Here is a 25,466-nt window from a genome sequence, read left to right as displayed (position 1 = left end):
TAAAAAAAGGCTGGACAAACCAGCCTTTTTTAACATACAGATACAATGAAAAAAATTACACAAATATTTCTCTTCTTTTTTTCAATTATAAGCTGGGCACAACAACAAACCATAAGTTATAGTGTTAACCCAACCGCTTTTGAAGAAAATCAATCTATTACATTAACTTTTCAAGGAAGCTCAATTAGTGAAGCAACCTGGGGTGTAACAGGTAATGCTTTGTATTTGTGGGCATGGTCATATGATATTAATGATACAAATAACCAAGATTGTCCCACAAATGGCTCGTGGCAAAATTCTAGCGAAACCAATAGACTGATCTACAATTCGGGATCAGATACCTACACAATAACTTTTACACCGAATACCTTTTATAACAGGTCAAACATTGGCCGAATAGGTTTTCTAGTAAAAGCGAAGAATGGAGATGGTGACAAAAAAAGTCAAGACATCTTTGCCGAAGTAGGTTTATTCAATGTTACTTTAAATTCTCCTGTAGAAAATTCAGCAACAATAATAACTTCTGGTAGTAACTTAAACATTTCAGCAAATAACACAAATGGCGTAGCTGACTATAATTTAAAAGCAAACGGTGTGAGCATCAATACAAGTAATGGTGTTTCAACATACAATTACAATCATACCAACATTACTTCAAATACATCCTATATACTTGAAGTGACTCAATCAAGTGTAACTAAATCTAAAAAATTCAGTGTAATTGTAAATCCAGGAACTGTTTCTCAGGCTATGGCTGGAGGTTTAGAAGATGGCATTAATTACAACATTTCAGATCCTACAAGAGCTACCCTAGTTTTAACTGCTCCTAGCAAAGATTTTGTTTATGTCGCTGGAAGTTTCAACAACTATCAACCGACTACCACTTATGCAATGAAAAAAGATCCAACTAGTGGTAAATTTTGGCTGGAACTAACTGGATTAACTTCAGGTCAAATCGAACACTATCAGTATTGGGTTGTAGATCAAACCTCAATTGCTAACTCACCTTCTTTAGTAAAAACTGCAGATCCATTCTCAACTTTGGTATTATCACCTTATGATGATCCTTGGACACCAGCATCAACCTATCCTAATATGCCTACTTATCCTGTAGGACAAGAAAGAGAAGTTACCGTTTTACAAACTGGGCAAATAGCTTATCCATGGATAAACACTTCTTTTACAAAACCAAAAAAAGAAGATTTGATAGTTTATGAAGCTTTGGTAAGAGATTTTGATTCTGATAGAAACTTTCAAGATTTAATCGATAAAATTGACTATTTCAAAAATTTAAAAATCAACGCTATAGAACTGATGCCAGTTATGGAGTTTGAAGGCAATGAAAGCTGGGGCTACAATACTTCCTTTCATATGGCATTAGACAAACACTATGGCCCTTCAAACAAGCTTAAAGAACTGATTGATTTATGTCATACTAATGGTATTGCTGTAATTTTAGACATTGCTTTAAATCATGCTTTTGGTCGTAATCCTATGAATAGAATGTGGATGAATGATCCTGATGGTGACGGATGGGGCGATCCAAGTACAGAAAACCCTTATTTCAATACAGTCGCAAGACATAGTTATAGTGTAGGTTCTGACTTCAATCATTCTTCAACATACACTAAAGAATATGTAAAAAGAGTTACTAAACATTGGATTCAAGAATATAAAATAGATGGTTTCAGATGGGATTTGACCAAAGGATTTACTCAAAATTGTACAGCTGGTGATGATTCTTGTACAAATTCATATCAAGCAGATCGTGTCGCTATTCTAAAAGAATATGTAGACCATTGTTGGTCATTAGATCCAACACATTATGCAATTTTTGAACATTTAGGCACTGAAAATGAGGAAAAGGAATGGGCAAATTATCGTATAGCCGAAAATCCAAGTAAAGGTGTTATGATGTGGGGTGAAATGACTTCACAGTATGAAATTTTAATGAAAGGAAATGCTGGTGCAGATATTAGCGGTATTGGAAACAAAAGCAGACCTTCATTTTTAGGAAAACGATTATTAGGGTATCCTGAAAGTCATGACAAAGAACGTTTAATATATACTGGTCTTACTAGCGGAAATGCTGGTGGCGCTTTCCCTGTTTTCAATAACTTACAAAATGCTTTGAACAGAATGTCTACAATTGGCGCAGTTTCTATTTTAGTACCTGGTCCTAAAATGATTTGGCATTTTGCTGAATTAGGGATGGATGATTCAATTTATACATGTTCAAATGGCACTGTTAATACTGAGACAGATCCTACTTCAGGCGATTGTAAATTAGCCACAAAACCTCAACCTCAATGGACAGAAAATTGGTTAGGTGATGCAAATAGAAGTGTAATTTATAACAATTGGAGAAAATTCAACATTCTTAAAACTCAAGAAGCTGTTTTCGAAGGAGATTATACAATTAGCAACGATGCTAGTACTGTAAAACAAAGAGTTTATGTTTTTGATAATTCGTTACCTGCAACTACATTAAAAAATGTTGTAATACTGGGTAATTTTTCTGTGGCCAACTTGACGATAAATCCAAATTTTCCTTATACTGGAACTTGGTACAACTTAATGGATGGCTCATCTATAAATGTAACCGATACCCAAGCAGTAATTTCTGTTACTTCGGGAGGATTTAGAATTTATGGGAACCAACCAGCACAAAGTCTATCAACTCAACAATTTGATTTAACTGAATCAATTACGTTGTATCCTAATCCTTCAAGTGATTACTTCAGTTTATCTGACTCTATTAAAAATGTAGATGTTTATACTATTACTGGTCAACTTGTAAAAAGTTTCAAAGGAGGTTTTACAGCAGAACACAATTTTTCTATCTCTGACTTATCAAAAGGAGTATATTTTGTAAAACTAACTAACGATAATAATAGACAAGGAACTATAAAATTTATAAAAGAATAATTTAAGTTTGAGTTGAGATTACCCCCATTTCTATGATAAAAGGCTCCAAATGGAGCCTTTTATTTTTTGTAGTATGTAAAAAAGTAAATACTATTCTACTTTTTCATCATCAATATAGGTCTTGTTTCCATTTTTATTGATGTAATATTTACCACCTCTAGGACCTTCATATACTTTTCTGTCGTTATATTTTCCAATAACTTTATCAGTTGTATTAGGATTTGCTTTTTCGGTAGAAACTCTTTCTTTTTTTGGCTTAATAGTTTTTGTTGCTTTTGCTTCTTCTTTTACTTTAGCATCGGCTTTATTAGCAGTAGCTTTGGTTTTTGCTACTTTTGATTTAGCATCATCTGCTTCGGTTTTTACTTTTGCATCTGCTTTGTTTACAGTAGCTTTAGTCTTACCTTTAGTCGATTTTGCTTCGCCTTTATCGGAAGCATTATTTACTTTGTCTTCGGCTTCTGCCTTTGTTTTTTTAGCTTTCGATTTCGCTAACTTTGCGTCTTCTTTTACTTTAGCGTCTTCTTTGTTTTCGGCTGTTTTAGCTTTTTTCTCTTTGGCTTCAGCTTTTTCTTTTGCTTTTTCCTTAGCGAGTTTGGCCTTTTCTTTTTTCTCTTTAGCTAATTTAGCTTTTTCTGCTTTTTCAGCAGCGTTTAATGTCTTTTTTGCTGTTTCAGTTTCCTGAGCGTAAAAACTATTAGAAAAAACAAATAGTAAACACAGCAATACTAATTTTCTCATTGCTTTAATTTTTTAGATGTAAGCTAAATTTACTAATTTTTTTGTTAAAAAAGATAACTCTCTAAAAATAAGCCCTTAACTGAACATTTCCAGTATGTATTACTTTACTTAACTCTGACTTTCTTCCTTGGTAATTAATATTTATATCCAAGTAATCGGTAAGTCCTTTTTGAAGAAGTAATCGCCATGTTAAGTTTTTACCCGCTTGTAATCCTTCGAGCATTTGGAAACCAACTGGCGAAAATTCATTACCGTTAAAATCATTATTTACAGAGGAAATTTCACCATTAGCAGAAAACTTTTTCTCACTTAGATAGTTAAACGACAAACCAAATCTATTTTGTTTTAACACTTCCTTATCTCCAATACTATTTTCTTTGCTCTTATACTCGTAGAAAACATCTAAACTGGCATTTTTATTAAATAAATAAGAAATTTTAGGCTCAAATTGATTTCCATTAATTTTAAAATTTCTTGCAAAATAATTTTCAGAATTTACTATTGATGTAAATACTTTATCAGACAAGGTAAACAGCCAATATTTTTTAACTAGATGAATGTATTGTACTTCGTGAGAGGTATTTTTGGCTTCCTGCTCTCCCGATGATTGTAAACTTTTGATTTGATTATAAATAAAACTATAACTAACCGAATGTTTTTGCTTTCCTCGATTGTAAAATAAGCTGTTTCTGAAACTTGTATTTAAGCCTAACAAATCTTTATTTTTTGTAGAAAAAGGATTCAAATCGAAATTGTCATTTTCTCTTTTTATTTTTCTTTCAATCAAATAAGAGCTTTGATTATAGAAGTAAGAAAGAAACTTTCTAATGCCACTTTGGTTTTGCCAAATGTTAGGATTCAAAGTAATTGATTCCGAAAATTTATTTTGATGTGTCTTGATGAAAATTTGATTGGGCAAAAATATTTTAACATACTTGGCCTGATCTGGGAAAGCTGCTATTTCAAATTCTTGAATCTCTTGTATTCCGTTGTTGTTATAATCATTCCACGCATAAACCCCTTTTCCTGGATCAACCTGTAAAAAGCTAAATTCTTGTTGAGGAATTGTTCCCGATGTGGTTTCGTAAACTGTTGTATTCTGAATAAGTTGATTAAAGAATCGGTCATTGTATAGAATTCTTGAATTAAGCGAAGGCTCATTGCCTCTTGAATCTTTATATTTTAAATTTCTATAGTTAACAAAAACAGACAAATCACTAGTCTCACTTTGTATTAATTTTGATTTCAGATAATAGGATTGAGAAGTATTCACTCTTTTTAAAGCACCTGAACTTATACTATCGTTTACCCGGTTAAGATATCCTAATTCTACAAAAACCCTTGTAGAATCTCCTCTTCCAACGAATCCTCCAACTTCAGAAAATCGCTGACTTAAATTAGACAATTGTGCTGTTGTTTTATCTTTTTCCTGATTATTTTCATGTCTAAAGCTTCCGCCTACCCAATTTTTGCTAAAATGATATTTGGCATACGCTTGATTTCTAATAAAATTTGATGTAGTTGTATTACTAGTACTATTCATATAGCTTCCATCATTTTGAAATAACCAGCCTTTGTTTTTATAAAAACCAGAAACCAAATGTCTTCCTCCTGAAAAACTTTCAGAAAAATCTAGTTTTTCAAATTGATATTTCCAATTTGATTTTTCTGCCAACGAAAAATTAATACCACTAACAATCAAAGTTTGATTTCCAATAGGATTAGTTAAATTCCAGTCTCGATTAAACTCAATAGCAAATAAACGCTCAATAGGTTTAAAGCTCTTTTGAATAAGTTGGTAATTACCAAAAGCATCAACATTCCATTTTCCAGTAAACAATCGTTGTTTAAAGTTTAGTTTCCCTGCAAGTCCTTGATTGTTTTTATCATCAATATCTGAGAATAAATTTTGGTCATTATTGCTTATTCCTACTTCAAAATCGACAAGTGTTTTTTCATTTGGATTAAATTTCCCAAGCATTGTAGCAACCTGAATTTTTGTTGGCGCTATTAATTTAACTACTGGTTCATAACTTCCCTGCATGACTCCAGCAATTGGCTCAACATATTTAAAAACCCTTCCATTAGTAATGGTGCTAGAAACAATATAATTTCCTTGATTTGCACCCAAAAAACTAAACTTTACGCTATACAAAATATCTGCAGGATTATTAGAAAACTCAAAAGCTTCTACTCCACTTATCAATACTTTTTTATATAAAATTTTATTGTCCGAATAGGCTTCTTGAACTGCTGAAGGGGCAATCATCAATGTTTGATCATCTCCTGCATTAGCTAAAACTTGAGCTTGTTCTGTAGATAAGTTTTGCTGTAATGGCTGATTTTTTACATCATTTTCAGAATACACGTAACCTCCCAAACTCCATTTCTCTTGTTCGTGATTTACACCACCATAAGCTACAAATCGAGTAAAATTTCTATCTGAATATTGATATTCTACAACAATCCTCATCTCGGAAGTGATAGGATATAATGAAGTAAAAGTTATTTCTCCAGCATTGTAATCTATAACGTAATCGTTGTTTTCTCCTCTTTTTAAAAGAATACCGTTTACAAAAACTCGCTCTGAACCCGAAATAACCAAAATATACAATTCGTCATTTGGTCCTTTTAACTTGTATGGCCCTTGATTTCCTTCTTGACCTACAAAATTACTTTTAGCATATTGTCCACGAACCAATGCTCCAGAAGCAAAAATTTCGGTCTTTTTTTCAGGAGTACCAAAAGTAAAATGTGAGGCAACTCCCTGCACCTTTTTATTAAAATTTAAAAAACGAGTTTTTCTATTTTCCAAAAACAAATCTCCTCCCCTCACACTCCATTTATCACTAAATAATTCAATGAAAATTTGATCAAATTCATCCAGTTTTTGTGAATAACCTCCTTCTTGTAAAGGGATATTGCTATCTTGAATTGAGGCTCTTAAACTAACTTTGTCTGATAACTTTCCCACAATTTGTAAATCTAAATTTGAACTTACTGAAGTGTTTTGATTATTCCCTATAGTCACTCCTCTTGAAATACTACCTGAAGTAGTTAAGCCATCAAACGGAGTTAATTTCTTGGCACCTGCATTAGAAATCCTATATAATTTATCCAATCCATTTTCACTGCTTACGACTTTATTTTTGTCGTAAATCATGTATTCTTTAGTCAAAAAATCAGGGAATTTTAAATAGCGAACAACTAAAGTATCTTGAGTAGTAAAACCATTTTTAAAAACCAACTGAGCTTTAGGGAAATCAACTCTATAAAAAGAAGTATCAATATCTTCACCTTTTATATTTTGAAGTTTAAAAAAACTCTTATTAATGCTTATACTATCAATTTTTATGGAATCTTGTTTGGATACAACCTTTTTTAAATGATACGGCGATTCTTGTGCTAAGGTTTTTAGCGAAAAAAGAAAAAAGAATATTAGTAAAAGTGCCTGTAGTTTAGACATATAAAAGAAACTCCAAAACATCAAAGATATTGCAATTAAGGCAAATATCCATTTTTGGTGTTTTGGAGTAAAATAGCTTTTTAAAAAAATTATTCCTTAGTCACAACTTGAAGAGTTTCGCGACTCATTTGACGAAGTAAAACCGATTTGTTTTTTTCTACAGTTTTCATTGCTTTTTCATCAAAATGTCTCACGGTGTATAATGAGACATTTTCATTATACGATACCTTGAATTTTTTAGAAAGGATTTTCACTAAATCTTTAAATGTTCCAAATTTATCTTCAATACATACTGAAAAGCTAATCGCAGAGTTCTGAATCAAACTCACTTTAAGTTTATGCTGATGTAACAAAGCAAATATTTCGCTAATGTTTTCTTCCATTATAAAAGAAAAATCTATTGATGAAAGAGACAATAAAAGTTGGTCCTTCTTAACAATAAAACATGGCGATTTAGGCTCTAAATCTTCTCCCTTAGAAACACTTGTTCCAGGCAAAAGTGGATTTATAAATGATTTTACATACAAAGGAATTTCTTTTCTTTGAAGTGGCTGTAATGTTTTAGGATGAATTACACTTGCTCCATAAAAAGCCAACTCAATAGCTTCTCGATATGATATTTGATTAAGAAGTGTTGCATTTTCAAAATAACGAGGATCTGCATTCATAACTCCCGGAACATCTTTCCAAATTGTAACACTTTCTGCATTTAAGCAATAAGCAAAAATTGCAGCAGTATAATCTGAACCTTCTCTTCCTAAAGTAGTTGTAAATCCATTCTCATCTGACCCAACAAATCCTTGTGTCACAAAAAGTAATTTCTTTTTAGCGATCTTACCAATGTTCTTTTGAGTAATATCCCAATCAACATTAGCATCGCGATACGTATTATCTGTTTTTATATAATTTCTCACATCTAACCACTGTGAAGTAACACCTCTATAGTTCATATAATGGCTTAAAATCGTTGTCGAAATAATTTCACCATAACTTACAATTTGATCGTACACGAAATTATAATTAGGCGATTTATTACTTCTTACGAAATATTCAAAATCAGCAAAATGACTATCTACATCAAGAAACACTTCATGCTCTTCATCTTCAAATAAATCTAAAAGAATCTGGTAATGATATTTTTTAACCTCTTGTATAGAGGCATTCAAATCTGGTGACTTATCAAAATAATTCTTGATAACAACTTCGAGAGCATTGGTTGTTTTACCCATAGCCGAAACTATCAATAACACATCTTCGTAACCTACTTTTTGCAAAACGTCAAAAACGTTTTTTACACCTGAAGCATCTTTTACTGACGCTCCTCCAAATTTGAAAATTCTCATAACTTATTATTTTTCAAACCATATTGTGGTTTGACTCAGATTTTTACAATTTATTTATAAATTCATTTATTCCTATTTCATCCATTTGAACCACTCGCCAGTCCTCAAGTATTCTAGCACCAGACTTTTCATAGAACTTAATTGCAGGTGTGTTCCAATCAAGTACATTCCATTCAATTCTACGTACATTATCTTTTTTACCTTGTTTTATAATTTCAGAATACAATTCGAAACCTATTCCAGTTCCTCTCATTTCTTCTCTAACTATCAAATCTTCCAAGTGGATTGTTTTCCCTTTCCATGTAGAATATCTGTAATAATACAAAGCAACACCTACTATTTTATGATTTACTTCAGCCACAAAAGTGTAAAAAAGTGGATTATCTCCAAATCCGTCTCTAACAAGGTCAGACTCTTTTATTACAACAGCATCAGGTTCTTTTTCGTATATAGCCAGTTCTTTTATTAGTTCAAGAACATGAGCCATGTCGTCTTGCGTTCCTTTTCGGATTATCATTTTATTTTTTCTTTTTTACTACTGCTTTTTTAACTGCTGCTTGTTTCACATATGGTTTATAAAGACCATCTGCTATAGCTCTTTGCTTTGCAACTTCAGCTCTTTGTTTAGGTTCTGGATGTGAACTCATCATTCTTGTTAAAAAGTTAGATTCGGTTCCTTCACTTTGTTTAGCCAAAATGGTAAAAGCCGATTCTACAGCATTTACATTATACTTATGGCGTTTCATGAAATCATATGAAAAAAGATCGGCTTCTGATTCTTGTTGACGACTATGGCGACTATCTATCATTGCACTACCAATTTTTGCATATTGACTGTCCGTTAATTTTGCAACTTTATCAGACTGTGAAGCCACTGCATCTACCAATGCCTCTTTTTTATACGCTGCTTTTACAGCATCTCTTGTATCATGATTTGCAACGTGACCTATTTCATGGCCAATAACTGCTAACAATTCATTATCATCCATGATATCCATTAATCCTGAAAACACACGAACACTTCCATCAGCCGTCGCAAAAGCATTTACGTCTTTAGTTAAATACACTTTGTAGTTTAATTTCAAACCATTCTCAGCACTATGTTTACCAAAAATTTTATTCAGCCTAAGAGTATATGCGTCTTTTGGCCCAGCCACTTTGTTTTCGGCATCCATTTTCACCACAGCTTCTTTAGATAAAGCTGCTGCATCTTCATCGTTAAATGTAAAACCAGCCACACCCTTTTGAACTGCACCTAATGCTTTTTCTCCAAGATTAATTTGCGCATGCAACGTTCCACTAAACATTACTACTGCTAAACCAACTATTTTAATTGTTTTCATTGTGTATAATTTTCTAACAAATATAAAATATCTTAAGGTGATAAAAATGGTTCAATTTGAAGTTTTTTGTGATTTAATTTAGAAAATAAATCATGATATTTGCTTCACTAAACTACAACGATTTCTTACATGGAAGAACGCAATAAAACCTTAGGTGAATTCATCATCGAAAAACAAAGTGAATTTCAATATTCATCAGGAGAATTATCAAGAATTATCAACTCTATAAGACTAGCTGCCAAGGTTGTTAATTACAAAGTAAACAAAGCAGGATTAGTGGATATTGTAGGAGCTGCTGGTGACCAAAACATTCAAGGAGAAGACCAACAAAAATTGGATGTTTATGCCAATGAAGTTTTTATTCAAACCTTAATAAATCGTGAAATTGTTTGCGGTATTGCGTCAGAAGAAAACGATGATTTCATTACCGTAGCAGGTTCAGATAATAGTCACAATAACAAATATGTTGTTTTAATGGATCCACTTGACGGCTCATCAAATATTGATGTGAATGTTTCAGTAGGGACTATTTTCTCAGTTTTTAGAAGAGTTACTCCAATAGGAACTCCTGTTCAATTAGAAGATTTTTTACAACCAGGAGTAAATCAAGTTGCCGCTGGATATGTAATTTACGGCACCTCAACCATGCTTGTTTACACTACAGGACATGGCGTTAACGGATTTACTTTAAATCCTGCAATAGGAACTTTTTATTTGTCGCATCCTAACATGCAGTATTCTAAAGATGGAAAAATATATTCGATTAATGAAGGAAACTACATCCATTTCCCTCAAGGAGTAAAAGATTATTTAAAATACTGTCAAACTGAAGAAGGAGATAGACCTTATACTTCACGTTACATTGGAAGTTTGGTTTCAGACTTTCACAGAAACATGATTAAGGGAGGAATTTATTTATACCCAACCAGCTCTAAAGCACCAAAAGGTAAGTTACGTTTACTTTATGAATGCAACCCAATGGCCTTTCTTGCTGAACAAGCTGGCGGAAAAGCATCTGATGGATACAACCGTATTATGGAAATACAACCAACAGAATTACACGAACGTGTTCCTTTTTTCTGTGGAAGCTCAAATATGGTAGAAAAAGCAGAAGAATTTATGCAAAAGAATAAATAGAAAAAGGACTCTAATTGAGTCTTTTTTGTTGCTTTAATCTAATAAGTATTTATCAAACTCTTTGTGAATATTTTTATCACTAGGTCTTGGAGCATCAACATTTGCCAATTTTCCCTCTTTATCAAAAATCATATAACGGGGTATTGATTCCAATTTAACCCCCTTCAATGCTTCGGATTTTTTAAACCCAATAGTCATCAAATTATATTTTAAATCTAATAGAGATTCTTTGACACATGCTTTTTCCCAATCTCCCTTTTCCAAATCAATTGACAGATAAACAAAAACCACTTTATCTTTATATTTCTTATGAAGCTTTAAAGAATTGGGCATTTCTTTTCTACAAGGCAAACACCAACTAGCCCAAAAATCAACGTAGATAACTTTACCCTTATTTTCTTCTATAATTTGATCTAATGAATTTATCTCGAATTGAGTATTTTCAATATTCTTTATATTCGGATTTTTAAACTGTGCACTTTCTTCACAAAGAGAAAAAGTTAAAATTGAAATACTGACTATGATTATTTTTTGCAACATTATTTAAAAATTAAAATTCTACATCCATTAGATAATGACAATCTTGTTCTACCCATTTATTACTTAAATCCACAGGAATTGTATAAACTGGAAAATTCTGATATGATTTTCGTATATATTTTTTATTATATTTATATGCTTTAATTGCTGGAACAGCAGATATTACACCAATATTAGACTGAATATATCCAAAAGGGTATTTATCTTCACTTAGTAATTCCATCACAACAAATATTCCCTCTGAAGGCATCTTCAAGTTATATTCAGAAACATCCACCTCAACCCATTTTTTTTCATTATTCTTAACAACTTTAATCCCGTTTTCAATTAACGCCTTATCAGGTAATTTGGTTATTGTATCCACAGAATAAAGATTCGAAATAAAAGGTTGGTACTTCAGACCTTTAACTCCTTCAAAGTCAGAAATAGCGTAAATTATTTTCTTTATTACTCTATCCCCATTTTTAGTTTCATATGGTATAAAAGTAGCTATTTTGTGCTCCCAACTAAAATTTCTAACACAGGTAAGTATCCTATCTGAAATAGGTAATTCATAAATTATTTTTTCTTTTTCTGAAGAAATATTTATCTCACTTAGTTCATTTGTTTTTTCAATTAAGTAAAACTTTGAATCATTAAACCCTTGCCACTTTTTTTTCTCATAAGAGATATGAGAGATTTCAATTTCAATGTACTTATCGTCTTTTTGAAAGTTTAAAAATCTAAATTGTCCTTTTTCATTTGAAATAGTTGTAAAATAATCATCTCCATTTCTAACTTTTATAGTTGCTTTTTCAATTGGTAAATTTGTAGTTTTAGAATAAACATATCCCATAAAGAAAGATTCTTGGGAATACGATATATTTACAAACAATAAACAAATAAATAAAAATCTCATTTTAACAATTTAAAATTAAGGAGTGTATTAAACACTCCTTAAATATTCAGTGTATTAAATTCCACACCCTCCCCAAATTAGTTGACCACCACAATTCCATTGACAATTTATTGCAACAGGTTGACCTTCTGGAGATGTCAAAATTCGTTCTTGACCAGTAGGAATACATGTAGGGTTCAATAAACCTCCATTAATTTTTTTTTGTTCATCTCTACCTAAAGTAGAAACACCTTCTAAATTTAAAATGTTTTTTAACATAACGTAAATAGTTTGAAATTAATTTTTACTCAAAAATTTAAAGTGTTGAGCTTTACACTATCCTTGCAAGAATTTTTTATATCAAATAATAATTGAAATTAGATTTTAAATTAACAGCTTTTTTCTTATAATTAAAAACGTAGATAAATTTAAAATCATGAATGTCAAAATATTTTAACACAATTTTAATAGTCTTCCCAGAAGAAATAAAAGATGCTTAGTAAAGGCGTAGCAAAATTTATAAAACAAAAAAGGACTCAATTTTTGAGTCCTTTTTTATTGTCTTAATTTTCAAACACATATAAAATAAAAAAGGCCTGAAAATCAGACCTTTTTTTTGTTGGCTCACTAGGACTCGAACCTAGAAAGACGGCACCAAAAACCGTAGTGTTACCATTACACCATGAGCCATTAAACCTGCATTAATTCCTTAATGCGAGTGCAAATTTACACCCATTTTTTATTTCTGCAAGTATTTTTGAAGAAAAAATCAAAAAAAATTTTTTTAACCTTTTCTTTAGACAAAAAAATAGTTTCTTTGTGTGGTCAAACACATACTGAAACATAATTATATGTCATTCAATTTCAATAAGTGGAACACCATTTTAGGCTGGGTTTCTTTTTTTATTTCATTACTTGTTTATTCTTTAACTGTAGAACCAACAATGAGTTTTTGGGATTGTGGCGAATATATTGCCACTGCTGCAAAACTTGAAGTAGGTCACCCACCTGGAGCACCATTATTCCAAATGATGGGAGCTTTCTTTTCTATGTTTGCCATTGGTAAAGAAAATATTGCATTGATGGTAAACATGATGTCTGTATTTTCAAGTGCCTTTACAATCTTATTTTTATTTTGGTCACTGACTATTATACTAAGAAAAGTCGTTTCATCTTTTACTGAAATAAATAAAGACAATGCAATTGCAATTCTTGGAAGTGCTTTTGTGGGGTCATTAGCATTTACATTTTCAGACAGTTTTTGGTTTAACGCAGTTGAAGCAGAGGTTTATGCTATGGCAACTTTTTTAATTGCTTTACTTTTTTGGCTTGGTCTTAGATGGGAACAAGAAATGCATTTACCTAAAGGGAATAAATGGTTGTTATTAATCGCTCTAGTTGTTGGATTATCTTTTGGAGTGCATTTCATGGCGTTGCTAACAATACCTTCAATTGGATTCCTATACTATTTTAAACACTACGAAAAAGTAACCATTAAAAACTTCATTGTTGCCAATATTGTAGTAGTTTCAATCTTATTGTTCATCTTCAAGCTATTATTACCATGGACAATGACATTCTTTGGAGCAACAGAAGTATTTATGGTAAACAATTTAGGATTACCTTTTAACTCAGGAACAATCTTCGTAACCATTTTATTAATTGCTTTCTTCTATTTTGGATTAAAGTACACTCGTCAGAACGGCAAAGTATTCTACAACACACTTATTTTATGCGTTCTATTTATCTTAATTGGATTCTCAACTTGGATGATGTTACCGATTAGAGCGAATGCAAAAACTCCAATTAACGAAAACAATCCTTCTGATGCTAGAGAAGTTCTTGCTTACTATAATAGAGAACAATATGGAGAGCAAAAATTATTTTACGGCCCACAATTCTCGGACTCTTATGCTGGTTTAGACGAAAACAATCCTTATACTGACGATAAACCAAACTACGAAAGAGATTACAAAAAAGGAGAATACGTTATCGTAAATGAATACAAAAACGGATCTCAAAACACTGATGATAATCATAAAGCTTTCCTACCTCGTTTATGGAGCAACGAACATGCTGTAAATTACATGCGTTTTACAAATGTTCTTGACTTTAAAGTAAAGCCTGAATATGCCGAAGAAGAAGAATTACTTCAAGTAGTTTCTGAATTCAGGACAGCTTATGCATCAGGGAAATTAGAAATTGACGATTATGACAAATTCTTAAAAAGCTATGGCCACTACTTAGATGTAGAAAAACCAAGTACTATAGACAATCTTACTTTCATGTTTGAATACCAATTTGGCTACATGTATTGGAGATATTTAATGTGGAATTTTGTTGGAAGACAAAATGACAAACAAGGTGAATATGATTTAAAAGACGGAAACTGGATATCAGGCATCAATTTTATTGACGAAATAAGACTTACATCACAAGAAAACTTACCAGCAGACTGGAAAAACAACAAAGGAAGAAACACATATTTCTTCTTACCATTCATTATTGGATTAATTGGATTCTTTTTCCACGCTCGAAAAGATCTGAAAAGTTTTTATGTTGTACTTGCGCTATTCTTGTTTACAGGATTGGCTTTAAAGATTTACTTAAACGAACGTCCTTTTGAGCCTCGTGAGCGTGATTATGCTCTTGTAGGATCATTCTATGTATTTGCTATTTGGATAGGCATTGGTGTTTATGCGATTTATGACACCATCAAGAAATATATCCAACCTAAAATTGCTGCACCAGTAGTCATAACAGCTTGTTTACTTGCTACACCAGTGCTTATGGCTTCTCAAAACTGGGATGATCATGACCGTTCTGGCAAACGCACTGCAGTTGCTTCTGCAAGAGCATATTTAGATTCTTGCGAACCTAATGCAATTTTGTTTACCATTGGCGATAATGACACTTTCCCTTTGTGGTATTTACAAGAAATAGAAGGCTATAGAACAGACGTGAGAATTGTAAACACTAGTTTATTAATGACCGACTGGTACATTGACACAATGAAATCAAAAGCATATGAATCTGATCCTGTTCCAATTTCTTTCTCTCATGAAGATTATGTTTCAGAAAAAAGAGACTATTTGGCTTTTGAAAAAAGAACAGATGCACGTTTGGATGTAAATGAATTTTTCAATTTCATCTCAAGTGACGACCCTCGCACATTGATTGAACTACAAAACGGACATCATATTCAATTTTATCCAACAAATAAAATTAGAATTCCTGTAGATAAAAGCGAGGTTCTAAAACACAAAGTGGTTAATCCTAAATTAGCCGATTCAATTGTTCCTTACATTGATGTAGACATCAAAGGGAATGCTCTTTATAAAAATAGATTAATGATGTTAGACATCGTTAGAAATAACAACTGGAAAAGACCTATATATTTTTCTCCAGGAGCTTTTGCAGACGATGATTATATCTGGATGAAAGAGTTTTTACAACTTGATGGTATGGTATACAGATTAGTACCTATTAGAACTCCATTGCCTGAAGACGCATATACTTTCGACATGGGAAGATTAGATACTGATATAATGTACAACATAATCATGAAATGGGACTGGGGTAATGGAGATAGTCCTAAAATTTATCATGACCCTGAAACGAGAAAAGACTGTATTTCTCACAGAACTAATATGGCAAGGTTAATGAACCAACTAATTACTGAGGGTAAAAAAGATAAAGCTAAAAAAATCATTGAATTAGCATTAGCAAAAATGCCAATTGATTATTATGAATTCTACAGCACAGTAGATCCTTTTGCTGATGGATATTACAAAATTGGAGAAACACAAAATGCTCAAAAATTATTAAGTAAATTAGCTTCAAAATACCAAGATGAGTTACGTTATTATAGCGGAATTCATCCAAGCGATCAAAATGATATGGCAATAGATATAATTACCGCTATTGAAAGATATAGAGGTTTATTAGAAGTTGCTAAGAACAATAATGATACCGCATTCTATAACCAAATGAAAGCTACATTTAACGCTACAAATAAACGTTTTGAACGTTTTGGTAGAGATATGGAATAAATAATTTTCTAAAACAATTAAAATAAGGCTTTCAGTAAATCATTGAAAGCCTTATTTTTGTTACATGAGTCACTATTGGATAAAAACTTCTTCATTCATAAAACGTTTGTTTCACAAACAAGTATGGAGTATCCCAAATAATGAGCAAAAAATATATTTAACTTTTGATGACGGACCAACACCAGAGGTAACTACATGGGTTTTATCTGTATTGAAAGAAAACAACATTAAAGCAACTTTCTTTTGCATAGGTAAAAACATTGAAAACAACCCTGATATTTTCAATCAAATCATTTCAGAAGGGCATTCGTTAGGCAACCATACTTTTAACCATTTAAACGGATGGAATACTTCAACAAAAGACTACATTAAGAATATTGAATTGTGCGAAAATCTTTTGCCGAAAAATAAAAGTAAACTTTTTAGACCTCCTTACGGAAAAATTTCAATTAAACAATCAAGGCTCGTTCGAAGATTAGGATACAAGATTATCATGTGGGATATTCTTTCAGCCGATTTTGACCAAACTATAAGTCCTGAAAAATGTTTAGAAAATGCTACCCAAAAAGTAACTACTGGTAGTATTATCGTTTTTCACGATAGTGTAAAAGCATACAAAAATCTAGAACATACTCTACCTAGAGCAATAGTCCACTACAAAGAAAGAGGTTTTGTTTTTGATGTTTTGTAAATTAAATCTGGTCCTGAACAAGACCTATAAGAGTGTTAGCATCCAATTCTCCTGATTGACGCCATTTCATTTGCCCTTCTTTATAAATCATAAGTGTAGGTAAACCCTTAATACGAAGCGCTTCTGCTAATTCTTGATTTTTATCTACATCAATTTTGATTACTTTGGCTTTATCGCCAAGTGCTGCAGCCACATCTTTAATCACAGGATTCATAGACTGTGATGATTCGTTCCAATCTGTGTAGAAATCGATTAAAACAGGCACATGGGCATTAATAAGCTCTCCAAATTTTGACATAAGCGTACTAATTAGTTATAGTTTGCAATACAAATATACTATTTTTAACGAATTACGCTATTTTTTCAGCTTTTTTTAACGTGATTACTGTAATTTCAGGCATTATTCCTACGCGTCCTGGATAAGCATGAAAACCAAAACCACGATTCACATAAACATATCTCCCTAAATACTCATAACATCCAGCCCATTGCTTGTACATGTATTGCGCCAAACTCCATTTAAAATATCCTGGAATTTCTATTCCAAACTGCATTCCGTGAGTGTGTCCACTCAATGTTAAATGGAAATTTTTATGATGATGTTTTACTATTTCGTCCCAATGACTTGGATCATGACTCATCAGGATTTTGAAATCATGTTTATCTAATCCTTCAGAAGCTTTATCGATATCTCCCATTGAACCAAAGTGTTTCCCCCAGTTTTCTACTCCCACTAAAGCTAATTCTTGATTTCCCTTTTTAATTTTAACATGCTCGTTTAAAAGTAATTTAAAATCAATTTGTCTATGTAAGTCTTTAATATCTTCAAAGTTCTTTGCTTTTGCTTCTTCAGAATCCCAGTCCAAGTAAGCACCATAATCGTGATTTCCTAAAACTGAATATTTTCCAAAAGCCGGTTTCGTCAAACGATTAAAAGTCTCAATCCACGGGTGCATTTCATCAGCCTTAGCATTTACAATATCACCTGTAAATAATAAAATATCTGAACCTTGCTTGTTAATCAGATCGACAGCATAATTAATCTTTTCTTCATTATCAAAACTACCAGAATGTATATCAGAAATATGTGTTATGGTGAAACCATCAAAAGCATCTGGCAAATCTGGAAAGTACAAATGCTGACTAAAAACTTTAAAATTGTATTTTCCTTTGGTAACCCCATAAAGTAATGATAAAAAAGGTACTGCAGCTAAACCAAGGGCTACTTGGCTAACAAATTTTCTTCTTTCGGGCAAAAAAGATGAACGGCTATCGTATTCGATAAAATAATTTGCTACACCTGATAAAAAGCGAATAATATCTTCACCCAAAAGCACCGTTGTTAGTATAATTTTAGGCAAATAAATTGTAAGCAAAAGACCTAAAGCAAATAGACTCTGCTTGGTCTGCCCTACTTTTCTATCAAAATTAAAAATCGTGTAAAAAATATACACATAAATCACAAAGCTTACTAGGACATAGCCCCACAAAACCCATTTAGACCTAACTAATGTTCTAAACGCCTGTAACGCATAGATTTCGACCAATAAAAGAATAACCGCAACTATAATAAATCGGAATAACATCTGTATAAATTTTGAACAAAGTAACAAAGAAACTGAACACAATAGGATTTTGTTAATCAAATTTTAACTATTGATTGACAACTTCAATTCCGATTGATTATTTTTACATTTCAAATTGCAAAACAATGTCACAAAAACGCTTATTTCTACTCGACGCATACGCTTTAATTTTTAGAGGTTATTACGCTTTTATCAAAAATCCAAGAATCAATTCTAAAGGCATGGACACTTCAGCCATTTTAGGATTTATGAATTCATTAATTGATGTTATCAAGCGTGAGAAACCAGATCATTTAGCAGTTGCTTTCGACAAAGGAGGTAGCGATTATCGTTTAGAAATGTATACCGAGTACAAAGCAAATCGTGACGAAACTCCAGAAGCCATTAAAATTGCCGTTCCTTATATTCAGGAATTATTACAAGCCATGCACATTCCAATTATCGAAAAATCTGGCTTTGAAGCCGATGATTTAATTGGAACATTGGCAAAACAAGCAGAAAAAGAAGGCTACCAAGTTTTTATGGTGACTCCTGATAAAGATTTTGGACAATTGGTTTCCGAAAACATTTTCATGTACCGTCCAGCCCGATTAGGAAACGATATTGAGATCTGGGGAGTTGAAGAAGTTAAAGCAAAATTTGAAGTCCAAGATCCTTTACAAGTTATCGATTTCTTGGCGATGATGGGTGATGCTGTGGATAACATTCCTGGATTACCAGGTGTTGGCGAAAAAACAGCGAAAAAATTTTTAGCAGAATATGGATCTATTGAAAATCTATTAGACAATACACATCAATTAAAAGGCGCCATAAAAGACAAAATTGAAGCCAACAAGGAGCAAGGATTGCTTTCTAAAAAACTGGCTACTATCCTACTCGATTGCCCAGTTACTTTTGACGCTGAAGATTATGAACTCTCTAAACCAGATGTTGAAAAAACAGATGCTTTATTTCAAGAATTGGAATTCCGTCAATTAAAAACACAATTCGACAAGCTTTTTGGTTCTGGAAAAGAATATGACGAAATTGACGTTTCGACTTCGCTCAACGACAAATCAGTAAAAAAATCTTCTCCAAAGAAAACAGCTGAAAATCAAATGGATTTATTTGGTTTCGCAGATGAAGATAGTGACGAACCAAAATCACACTCATATTATGCAACTTTAGAAAACACTTCTCACTTTTATCAAATAGTACAGGGAGATTTACCTTTAAAATTATTACTTCAAAATCTTCAAAATCAAACTTCAGTATGTTTTGACACTGAAACTACTGGCATTGATGCCATAAATGCCGAACTTGTTGGCTTAGCCCTTTCATGGGAAAAAGGAAAAGGTTTTTACGTTCCGTTTCCAGAAAATCAAGAAGAAGCACAGGAATTAATCAATAAATTCAAACCGTTTTTCGAAAGCGAAAACATCGAAAAAATTGGTCAAAATATAAAATACGATTTAAAAGTTTTAGCAAATTACAACATTGAAGTAAAAGGCAATTTATTTGACACTATGATTGCGCATTACCTCATCAATCCTGACATGCGTCATAACATGGATGTATTGTCTGAAACTTATTTAAAGTATTCTCCAAAATCTATCGAAACGTTAATTGGCAAAAAAGGTAAAAACCAATTATCAATGCGAGATGTAGCTCTAGAAGACATTAAAGAATATGCTACTGAGGATGCTGATGTTACTTACCAATTAAAAGAACATTTTCAACCTATTTTAGAACGCGTAGGTACTAAAAAGTTATTTGACGAAATTGAAGTCCCTTTAATACAGGTTCTTGCCGACATGGAACGCGAAGGAATAAACCTTGATAAAGATTTCTTGAAATCGATGTCGATTGAGATGCAAAAGGAAATCGAAACTTTCGAGAACACCATTTATGAAGAAGCTGGAGAGAAATTCAATTTGGCTTCACCAAAACAATTAGGTGATATTTTATTCGACAAATTAAAAATTGGCGGTGCAAAACAAAAGAAAACCAAAACAGGTCAATATGCTACTGGTGAAGAAGTTTTGAGTTATTTAGCCAATGAACACCAAATTGTAAAGGACATTTTAGAATGGCGCCAATTGGTAAAATTAAAAAGTACCTATGTAGACGCATTACCTGAACAAATAGATAAAAAAACCAATCGAGTGCATACCGATTATATGCAAACTGTTGCCGCGACAGGTCGTTTAAGTTCTAATAATCCCAACTTACAAAATATACCAATCCGTACAGAAAGAGGTCGCCAAATACGTAAAGCTTTCATTGCACGCGATGAAAATCACACTTTACTTTCTGCCGATTATTCCCAAATTGAGTTACGAATTATCGCAGCTCTTTCAGGAGAAGACAATATGATTGCTGCCTTTCAAAACAACGAAGATATTCACCGCAGTACCGCCGCTAAAGTGTTCAACGTACCTTTAGAAGAAGTAACCAAAGAACAACGTAGCAATGCTAAAACGGTAAACTTTGGAATTATCTATGGAGTTTCTGCTTTTGGATTATCCAACCAGACATCTTTATCAAGAAAAGAAAGTGCAGAACTTATTGATGCTTACTACAAAACCTATCCAAAACTAAAATCATTCATGGCAAATCAGGTAGATTTTGCCCGTGATAATGGTTATGTAGAAACAATTTCAGGTCGTCGTCGTTATTTAAAAGATATCAATTCAGCCAATGCGGTGGTTCGTGGCGCTGCCGAGCGAAATGCTGTGAACGCGCCAATTCAAGGAAGTGCCGCCGATATTATTAAAATTGCGATGATTAACATTCACAAACGATTAAAAGAAGACAATTACAAATCAAAAATGTTACTTCAGGTGCATGACGAATTGGTGTTTGATGTACACAGCTCTGAAATTGAAAAAATCCAACCGATGATTAAACACGAAATGGAAAATGCTTTTAAAATGGCAGTCCCGTTAGAAGTGGAAATGGGATTAGGAAAAGATTGGCTGGAAGCGCATTGATTTAATTAATAATTTTAATAGTCATTCTGAAAAAGTGAAAAATCAAATCGCTTATTCAGAATGCCTTTTAATCTCATTCACCTCTAAACCTTATTTTTTTCTTGTTCCATTTCACAGAATCAGAACTATAATCTTTCTTAAACTTTTTATAATGCAAAACTGTATCTTCTTCTTGAGTTGTTGGGTATATAACATAAAAATCCCTATCTTGTCTGTAATTAAGGTATTTCCCTAGAGATTCCAGTAATTTAAAATAGGATTTTGATTTTAGAGTATCCTTTTGAGAAGCTATTTTAACAACATTTTTCTATCCTTTTCTTAAATTCAACTTTACAAAATTATCTATCGATTCTATTGGTAATTTAATAAAATTCTCTGGCTTTATGTCTAAAAAATATGGTAATGAGTCAAGCTCCATGCCTGTTCCGCATCCAACAGCACTAAAATATTTCTCAAGTTGATAATAATAAATATTTGAGCTATCATCTAAGATAAAATTTTCTGTTCCATATTTATATCTAGGCATTATTGGAGGAGGAAGTACAGAAGTATCTCCTTCTTTATATCTTTTTTGTAATTCAGAATTTTTTCTAAAATATTCAGAAATAATAAGCGGCTTATATTTTTTTCTTGAATTTCTTTCTTCTTCTCACAAGAAAAAAGTACAAGTACGAAACATAAGGAAAAAACTATTCGCATAAAAAACTAATTAGGCTTTTTCACAGAATCTCTGTATCGCAACTCTGTTTTTATCACAGTTGTTTTGTATTTATTTTTCTCAGCTTTTTTCTCAATACGGTCAATTAAAAGTTTAGCTGCTTCTGCTCCAATTTGCGGTCCGTGTTGGCTAATTGTCGCTAAACTTGGCGTTAATCGTCGTGACCAAGCACCGTCAGCAAAACCAACCATTTGCAATTCATCAGGAATTTTAATTCCTTTTTTCACTGCTAATTTCATTGCCAAAGTCGAAGCATGCTCATCTAAAGCAAATATTCCGTCAAAAGAAATATCGTTAATCAAATGTGTTAGCTTCTCATCAAACTCTTCAATAGTGTCAGTCAAAATAACCAATTCATCTGCAACAGTTATATTGTTTTCTTTCAAAGTATCATAATAACCATTTGCTCGAAGTTGAGACACACTCAAACTAGCATCACACGTTAACAAAGCTATTCGTTTACAACCTGTAGTAATTAAATGTTGCGTAGCATGTACTGCTGAATCATAATCGTCTACAATCACTTTATCACAATCAACACTATCTGAAATTCTGTCAAACATAACAATTGGAACACCATCCTTAATCGCTTCCTTAAAATGTGACATTTCATTTTGTATTTGTGTTTGCTCTGCAATAGACAAAATAAAACCATCAACCGTACCATTGCTTAGCATGTGCATGGCTTGCTTTTCTTTTTCTATAGACTCATTAGAGATATAAGTAATTACATTATATCCTTTATCATTAGCATATTTTTCGATACCACTAAAAACTTTAGCAAAAAAAGGATTCAATATATTAGGTATAATTACACCAATAGTATTAGTACGCTGTCTTTTTAAATTTTGCGCCATACTATTGGGCTTATAATTTCTCAGCTTTGCAAACTCTTTTATTTTTTCACGAGTTGCAACACTAATTTCCGGACTATCACTTAATGCTTTAGAAACAGTGGATACAGAAACACCTAAATCGATTGCAATTTGTTTTAATGTGGCTTTTGGCTTCATCTTTACAATATATATAGTGTAAAAATACTAAAATAAATATTCTTTCGGCCAAATGAAATTCATTCACAACTTCACATGAGAAAGATAAAAAAGAAAGATTTGTATTAAAACTTGTAATTAACTGACAGGCAATTAAAAAAGAAAATTTAAAATGCTATTTGCTTTATAAATAAATAATTGTACTTTTGCACTCCCTTAATTGGGAATGGAATGTTTAATTAAAAAGTAATTATTGTGAACACATTAAGCTACAAGACAATTTCAGCTAACAAAGCTACTGTAAACAAACAGTGGATCGTTGTTGATGCTGAAGGTCATAACTTAGGTCGTCTTGCTACAAAAGTTGCGATGCTTTTAAGAGGTAAGTACAAACCAAGTTATACACCGCACGTGGACTGTGGAGATAACGTAATCATTATCAACGCAGAAAAAATCAATCTAACTGGAAACAAATTGGCAGACAAAACTTACGTTCGTCACACAGGTTACCCAGGAGGACAAAGATTTTTAACAGCTAAAGTAATGCAACAAAAAAATCCTGCATTATTAGTAGAGAAAGCTGTAAAAGGAATGCTACCTAAAAACAAATTAGGCGCTGAGTTATTCCGTAATTTAAATGTAAATGTAGGTTCTGAGCACAAACATGGCGCTCAACAACCTAAAACCGTTAATCTAAACGATCTTAAGTAATGGGAGTTATTCACAAAATCGGTAGAAGAAAATGTGCCGTGGCACGTGTTTATGTATCTGAAGGTACAGGAAACATCACTGTAAACAAAAGAGCGTTCAACGCTTACTTCCCAACTGCAACGTTACAGTACAAAGTATTACAACCAATGTCTATGACAGAAAATGTAAACAACTTTGACGTAAAAATCAATGTATATGGTGGTGGTACTACTGGACAAGCTGAGGCTGTTCGTATGGCTATTGCTCGTGCAATGTGCGAAGTAGGAGAAGGAAACAGAGCAATCTTAAAACCTGAAGGATTATTAACGAGAGACCCTAGAATGGTTGAACGTAAAAAATTCGGTCAGAAAAAAGCTCGTAAGAGATTCCAATTCTCTAAACGTTAATATTTATTATTATTTATTAAAACTAAGTTATTGTTGCTCTTCCGTACTGAGGTCGGAAATTAGTTTAGCATCTAAATGGTTAAGACCTGATTCAAAATCGCTACTTAATCATTGCTAATTCAACAGAACGTAAACTATTACAAAATGGCAAATAAAATAGAAGTTAAAGACTTACTAGAAGCTGGTGTTCATTTCGGACACATGACTAGAAAATGGGATCCAAACATGGCTCCTTACATCTATATGGAGCGTAATGGTATTCACATTATCAATCTATATAAAACAGCAGCTAAAATCGAAGAAGCTAATGAAGCTTTAAAGAAAATCGCTGCTTCTGGTAGAAAAGTACTTTTCGTAGCTACCAAAAAACAAGCTAAAGACATCGTTGCTGAAAAAGCAGCGGCTGCAAACATGCCTTACATCACTGAAAGATGGCCTGGTGGTATGTTAACTAACTTCGTTACTATCCGTAAAGCTGTTAAAAAAATGGCTTCTATCGACAGAATGAAGAAAGACGGAACATTTGACACACTTTCTAAAAAAGAAAAATTACAAATCGATCGTTTACGTGCAAAATTAGAGAAAAACTTAGGTTCTATCTCTGATATGTCAAGATTACCAGCTGCATTATTTGTAGTTGATATCAAAGCTGAACACATCGCAGTAAAAGAAGCTCAAAAATTAAACATTCCTGTTTTTGCAATGGTTGATACTAACTCTGACCCACGTCAAGTTGACTATGTAATCCCTGCAAACGATGATGCTTCAAAATCAATTGACAAAGTATTATCATTAGTTACTGCTGCTATCACTGAAGGTTTATCAAACAGAACTTCAGAAAAAGAAGTAGAAGCTACTGAAGAAGCAAAAGTTGAAACTACAACTGCAGCTTCAGAAGAATAAATAAAATAGATTCCAATCTCAATTCCAAGTTCCAACGAATTGTCAAATTTGATGATTTCTTAAAATTGGAACTTGGAATT

General features: G+C 32.4%; 20 protein-coding genes and 1 tRNA gene. 8 read left to right on the top strand and 13 right to left on the bottom strand.

Translation table 11 applies throughout. The annotated features are described in order from the left end of the window. The first annotated feature begins 45 nt into the window (after nucleotides 1-45). On the top strand, nucleotides 46-2,928 hold the full coding sequence (locus LJY17_RS13615; RefSeq protein WP_264544360.1) for an alpha-amylase family glycosyl hydrolase: 2,883 nt from the start codon (nucleotides 46-48) through the stop codon (nucleotides 2,926-2,928). A 90-nt stretch (nucleotides 2,929-3,018) separates the two neighbouring features. On the opposite strand, the gene LJY17_RS13610 is transcribed toward LJY17_RS13615, so the two are convergent. The 5 genes from LJY17_RS13610 to LJY17_RS13590 all read right to left on the bottom strand — a co-directional run bounded on the left by LJY17_RS13610 (nucleotide 3,019) and on the right by LJY17_RS13590 (nucleotide 9,821). Then, nucleotides 3,019-3,669 carry a hypothetical protein gene (locus LJY17_RS13610; RefSeq protein WP_264544359.1) on the bottom strand — a complete coding sequence of 217 codons (651 nt, stop codon included), beginning with the start codon at nucleotides 3,667-3,669 and terminating at the stop codon, nucleotides 3,019-3,021. Between the two features lie 61 nt (nucleotides 3,670-3,730). Beyond that, on the bottom strand, nucleotides 3,731-7,135 hold the full coding sequence (locus tag LJY17_RS13605) for a hypothetical protein (protein WP_264544358.1): 3,405 nt from the start codon (nucleotides 7,133-7,135) through the stop codon (nucleotides 3,731-3,733). A gap of 89 nt (nucleotides 7,136-7,224) precedes the next feature. Continuing rightward, nucleotides 7,225-8,478: an aspartate kinase gene (locus LJY17_RS13600; RefSeq protein WP_264544357.1), complete on the bottom strand. Its 1,254-nt coding sequence runs from the start codon at nucleotides 8,476-8,478 to the stop codon at nucleotides 7,225-7,227. 43 nt (nucleotides 8,479-8,521) lie between these two features. Beyond that, nucleotides 8,522-8,995: a GNAT family N-acetyltransferase gene (locus tag LJY17_RS13595; RefSeq protein WP_264544356.1), complete on the bottom strand. Its 474-nt coding sequence runs from the start codon at nucleotides 8,993-8,995 to the stop codon at nucleotides 8,522-8,524. A gap of 1 nt (nucleotide 8,996) precedes the next feature. Then, the gene (locus LJY17_RS13590) at nucleotides 8,997-9,821 is read right to left on the bottom strand and encodes a M48 family metalloprotease (protein WP_264544355.1); all 825 of its coding nucleotides are present in this window, start codon (nucleotides 9,819-9,821) and stop codon (nucleotides 8,997-8,999) included. A 129-nt stretch (nucleotides 9,822-9,950) separates the two neighbouring features. On the opposite strand from LJY17_RS13590, the gene fbp reads away from it, so the two are divergent. Continuing rightward, the gene (gene fbp, locus LJY17_RS13585) at nucleotides 9,951-10,958 is read left to right on the top strand and encodes a class 1 fructose-bisphosphatase (RefSeq protein WP_264544354.1); all 1,008 of its coding nucleotides are present in this window, start codon (nucleotides 9,951-9,953) and stop codon (nucleotides 10,956-10,958) included. 33 nt (nucleotides 10,959-10,991) lie between these two features. Here fbp and LJY17_RS13580 read toward each other — a convergent pair whose 3' ends face one another. The 4 genes from LJY17_RS13580 to LJY17_RS13565 all read right to left on the bottom strand — a co-directional run bounded on the left by LJY17_RS13580 (nucleotide 10,992) and on the right by LJY17_RS13565 (nucleotide 13,065). Beyond that, nucleotides 10,992-11,498, bottom strand: coding sequence for a TlpA family protein disulfide reductase (locus LJY17_RS13580; protein WP_264544353.1), 507 nt, complete (start codon nucleotides 11,496-11,498; stop codon nucleotides 10,992-10,994). Between the two features lie 10 nt (nucleotides 11,499-11,508). Further along, a complete protein-coding gene (locus LJY17_RS13575; protein WP_264544352.1) occupies nucleotides 11,509-12,396 on the bottom strand; it encodes a carboxypeptidase-like regulatory domain-containing protein in 888 nt (295 codons plus the stop codon). 54 nt (nucleotides 12,397-12,450) lie between these two features. Beyond that, nucleotides 12,451-12,654 (bottom strand): hypothetical protein, encoded by a 204-nt coding sequence (locus LJY17_RS13570; protein ID WP_264544351.1) that lies wholly within the window; start codon nucleotides 12,652-12,654, stop codon nucleotides 12,451-12,453. Between the two features lie 340 nt (nucleotides 12,655-12,994). Continuing rightward, nucleotides 12,995-13,065: transfer RNA gene (locus LJY17_RS13565), tRNA-Gln, on the bottom strand. Between the two features lie 161 nt (nucleotides 13,066-13,226). Between LJY17_RS13565 and LJY17_RS13560 the strand changes: the two genes are divergently transcribed. Beyond that, nucleotides 13,227-16,427, top strand: coding sequence for a DUF2723 domain-containing protein (locus LJY17_RS13560; RefSeq protein WP_264544350.1), 3,201 nt, complete (start codon nucleotides 13,227-13,229; stop codon nucleotides 16,425-16,427). 64 nt (nucleotides 16,428-16,491) lie between these two features. Next, the gene (locus tag LJY17_RS13555; protein WP_264544349.1) at nucleotides 16,492-17,118 is read left to right on the top strand and encodes a polysaccharide deacetylase family protein; all 627 of its coding nucleotides are present in this window, start codon (nucleotides 16,492-16,494) and stop codon (nucleotides 17,116-17,118) included. Between the two features lies 1 nt (nucleotide 17,119). Here the strand turns inward: LJY17_RS13555 and LJY17_RS13550 are convergent, their stop codons facing one another. Together LJY17_RS13550 and LJY17_RS13545 are read right to left on the bottom strand one after the other, a co-directional pair. Further along, complete coding sequence (locus LJY17_RS13550; RefSeq protein WP_264544348.1) at nucleotides 17,120-17,416, bottom strand: thioredoxin family protein; 297 nt, start codon at nucleotides 17,414-17,416, stop codon at nucleotides 17,120-17,122. A 52-nt stretch (nucleotides 17,417-17,468) separates the two neighbouring features. After that, nucleotides 17,469-18,704, bottom strand: coding sequence for a metallophosphoesterase (locus tag LJY17_RS13545; RefSeq protein ID WP_264544347.1), 1,236 nt, complete (start codon nucleotides 18,702-18,704; stop codon nucleotides 17,469-17,471). A 125-nt stretch (nucleotides 18,705-18,829) separates the two neighbouring features. Here LJY17_RS13545 and polA point away from each other — a divergent pair, with 125 nt between their 5' ends. Further along, a complete protein-coding gene (gene polA / locus LJY17_RS13540; RefSeq protein WP_264544346.1) occupies nucleotides 18,830-21,676 on the top strand; it encodes a DNA polymerase I in 2,847 nt (948 codons plus the stop codon). Nucleotides 21,677-21,983: 307 nt separating this feature from the next. Here polA and LJY17_RS13535 read toward each other — a convergent pair whose 3' ends face one another. Together LJY17_RS13535 and LJY17_RS13530 are read right to left on the bottom strand one after the other, a co-directional pair. Further along, complete coding sequence (locus LJY17_RS13535; protein WP_338441492.1) at nucleotides 21,984-22,202, bottom strand: hypothetical protein; 219 nt, start codon at nucleotides 22,200-22,202, stop codon at nucleotides 21,984-21,986. A 179-nt stretch (nucleotides 22,203-22,381) separates the two neighbouring features. After that, nucleotides 22,382-23,407 (bottom strand): LacI family DNA-binding transcriptional regulator, encoded by a 1,026-nt coding sequence (locus tag LJY17_RS13530; RefSeq protein WP_264544345.1) that lies wholly within the window; start codon nucleotides 23,405-23,407, stop codon nucleotides 22,382-22,384. A gap of 234 nt (nucleotides 23,408-23,641) precedes the next feature. Here LJY17_RS13530 and rplM point away from each other — a divergent pair, with 234 nt between their 5' ends. The 3 genes from rplM (at nucleotide 23,642) to rpsB (ending at nucleotide 25,386) form a co-directional block, all read left to right on the top strand. Next, nucleotides 23,642-24,097, top strand: a complete 456-nt coding sequence (rplM, locus tag LJY17_RS13525) for a 50S ribosomal protein L13 (protein ID WP_264544344.1) — start codon at nucleotides 23,642-23,644, stop codon at nucleotides 24,095-24,097. After that, nucleotides 24,097-24,483, top strand: a complete 387-nt coding sequence (gene rpsI, locus LJY17_RS13520) for a 30S ribosomal protein S9 (protein WP_264544343.1) — start codon at nucleotides 24,097-24,099, stop codon at nucleotides 24,481-24,483. The genes rplM and rpsI overlap by 1 nt, the downstream gene beginning before the upstream one ends. Before the next feature lie 144 nt (nucleotides 24,484-24,627). Further along, entirely contained in the window at nucleotides 24,628-25,386 is a 759-nt protein-coding gene (rpsB, locus tag LJY17_RS13515) for a 30S ribosomal protein S2 (protein WP_264544342.1), read from the top strand. Nucleotides 25,387-25,466 lie beyond the last annotated feature (80 nt).

Source organism: Flavobacterium hankyongi, from assembly GCF_036840915.1.
GTDB lineage: Bacteria > Bacteroidota > Bacteroidia > Flavobacteriales > Flavobacteriaceae > Flavobacterium > Flavobacterium hankyongi.
Note: the sequence above shows the minus strand (reverse complement) of the source record. Positions and strands in the feature narration are given on the sequence as shown.

Bases quoted from the DNA above. Each gene is read 5' to 3' on its own strand.
- LJY17_RS13615 (WP_264544360.1), top strand. From the start codon at position 46: ATGAAAAAAATTACACAAATATTTCTCTTCTTTTTTTCAATTATAAGC.
- LJY17_RS13610 (WP_264544359.1), bottom strand. From the start codon at position 3,669: ATGAGAAAATTAGTATTGCTGTGTTTACTATTTGTTTTTTCTAATAGT.
- LJY17_RS13605 (WP_264544358.1), bottom strand. From the start codon at position 7,135: ATGTCTAAACTACAGGCACTTTTACTAATATTCTTTTTTCTTTTTTCG.
- LJY17_RS13600 (WP_264544357.1), bottom strand. From the start codon at position 8,478: ATGAGAATTTTCAAATTTGGAGGAGCGTCAGTAAAAGATGCTTCAGGT.
- LJY17_RS13595 (WP_264544356.1), bottom strand. From the start codon at position 8,995: ATGATAATCCGAAAAGGAACGCAAGACGACATGGCTCATGTTCTTGAA.
- LJY17_RS13590 (WP_264544355.1), bottom strand. From the start codon at position 9,821: ATGAAAACAATTAAAATAGTTGGTTTAGCAGTAGTAATGTTTAGTGGA.
- fbp (WP_264544354.1), top strand. From the start codon at position 9,951: ATGGAAGAACGCAATAAAACCTTAGGTGAATTCATCATCGAAAAACAA.
- LJY17_RS13580 (WP_264544353.1), bottom strand. From the start codon at position 11,498: ATGTTGCAAAAAATAATCATAGTCAGTATTTCAATTTTAACTTTTTCT.
- LJY17_RS13575 (WP_264544352.1), bottom strand. From the start codon at position 12,396: ATGAGATTTTTATTTATTTGTTTATTGTTTGTAAATATATCGTATTCC.
- LJY17_RS13570 (WP_264544351.1), bottom strand. From the start codon at position 12,654: ATGTTAAAAAACATTTTAAATTTAGAAGGTGTTTCTACTTTAGGTAGA.
- LJY17_RS13560 (WP_264544350.1), top strand. From the start codon at position 13,227: ATGTCATTCAATTTCAATAAGTGGAACACCATTTTAGGCTGGGTTTCT.
- LJY17_RS13555 (WP_264544349.1), top strand. From the start codon at position 16,492: ATGAGTCACTATTGGATAAAAACTTCTTCATTCATAAAACGTTTGTTT.
- LJY17_RS13550 (WP_264544348.1), bottom strand. From the start codon at position 17,416: ATGTCAAAATTTGGAGAGCTTATTAATGCCCATGTGCCTGTTTTAATC.
- LJY17_RS13545 (WP_264544347.1), bottom strand. From the start codon at position 18,704: ATGTTATTCCGATTTATTATAGTTGCGGTTATTCTTTTATTGGTCGAA.
- polA (WP_264544346.1), top strand. From the start codon at position 18,830: ATGTCACAAAAACGCTTATTTCTACTCGACGCATACGCTTTAATTTTT.
- LJY17_RS13535 (WP_338441492.1), bottom strand. From the start codon at position 22,202: ATGCCTAGATATAAATATGGAACAGAAAATTTTATCTTAGATGATAGC.
- LJY17_RS13530 (WP_264544345.1), bottom strand. From the start codon at position 23,407: ATGAAGCCAAAAGCCACATTAAAACAAATTGCAATCGATTTAGGTGTT.
- rpsI (WP_264544343.1), top strand. From the start codon at position 24,097: ATGGGAGTTATTCACAAAATCGGTAGAAGAAAATGTGCCGTGGCACGT.
- rpsB (WP_264544342.1), top strand. From the start codon at position 24,628: ATGGCAAATAAAATAGAAGTTAAAGACTTACTAGAAGCTGGTGTTCAT.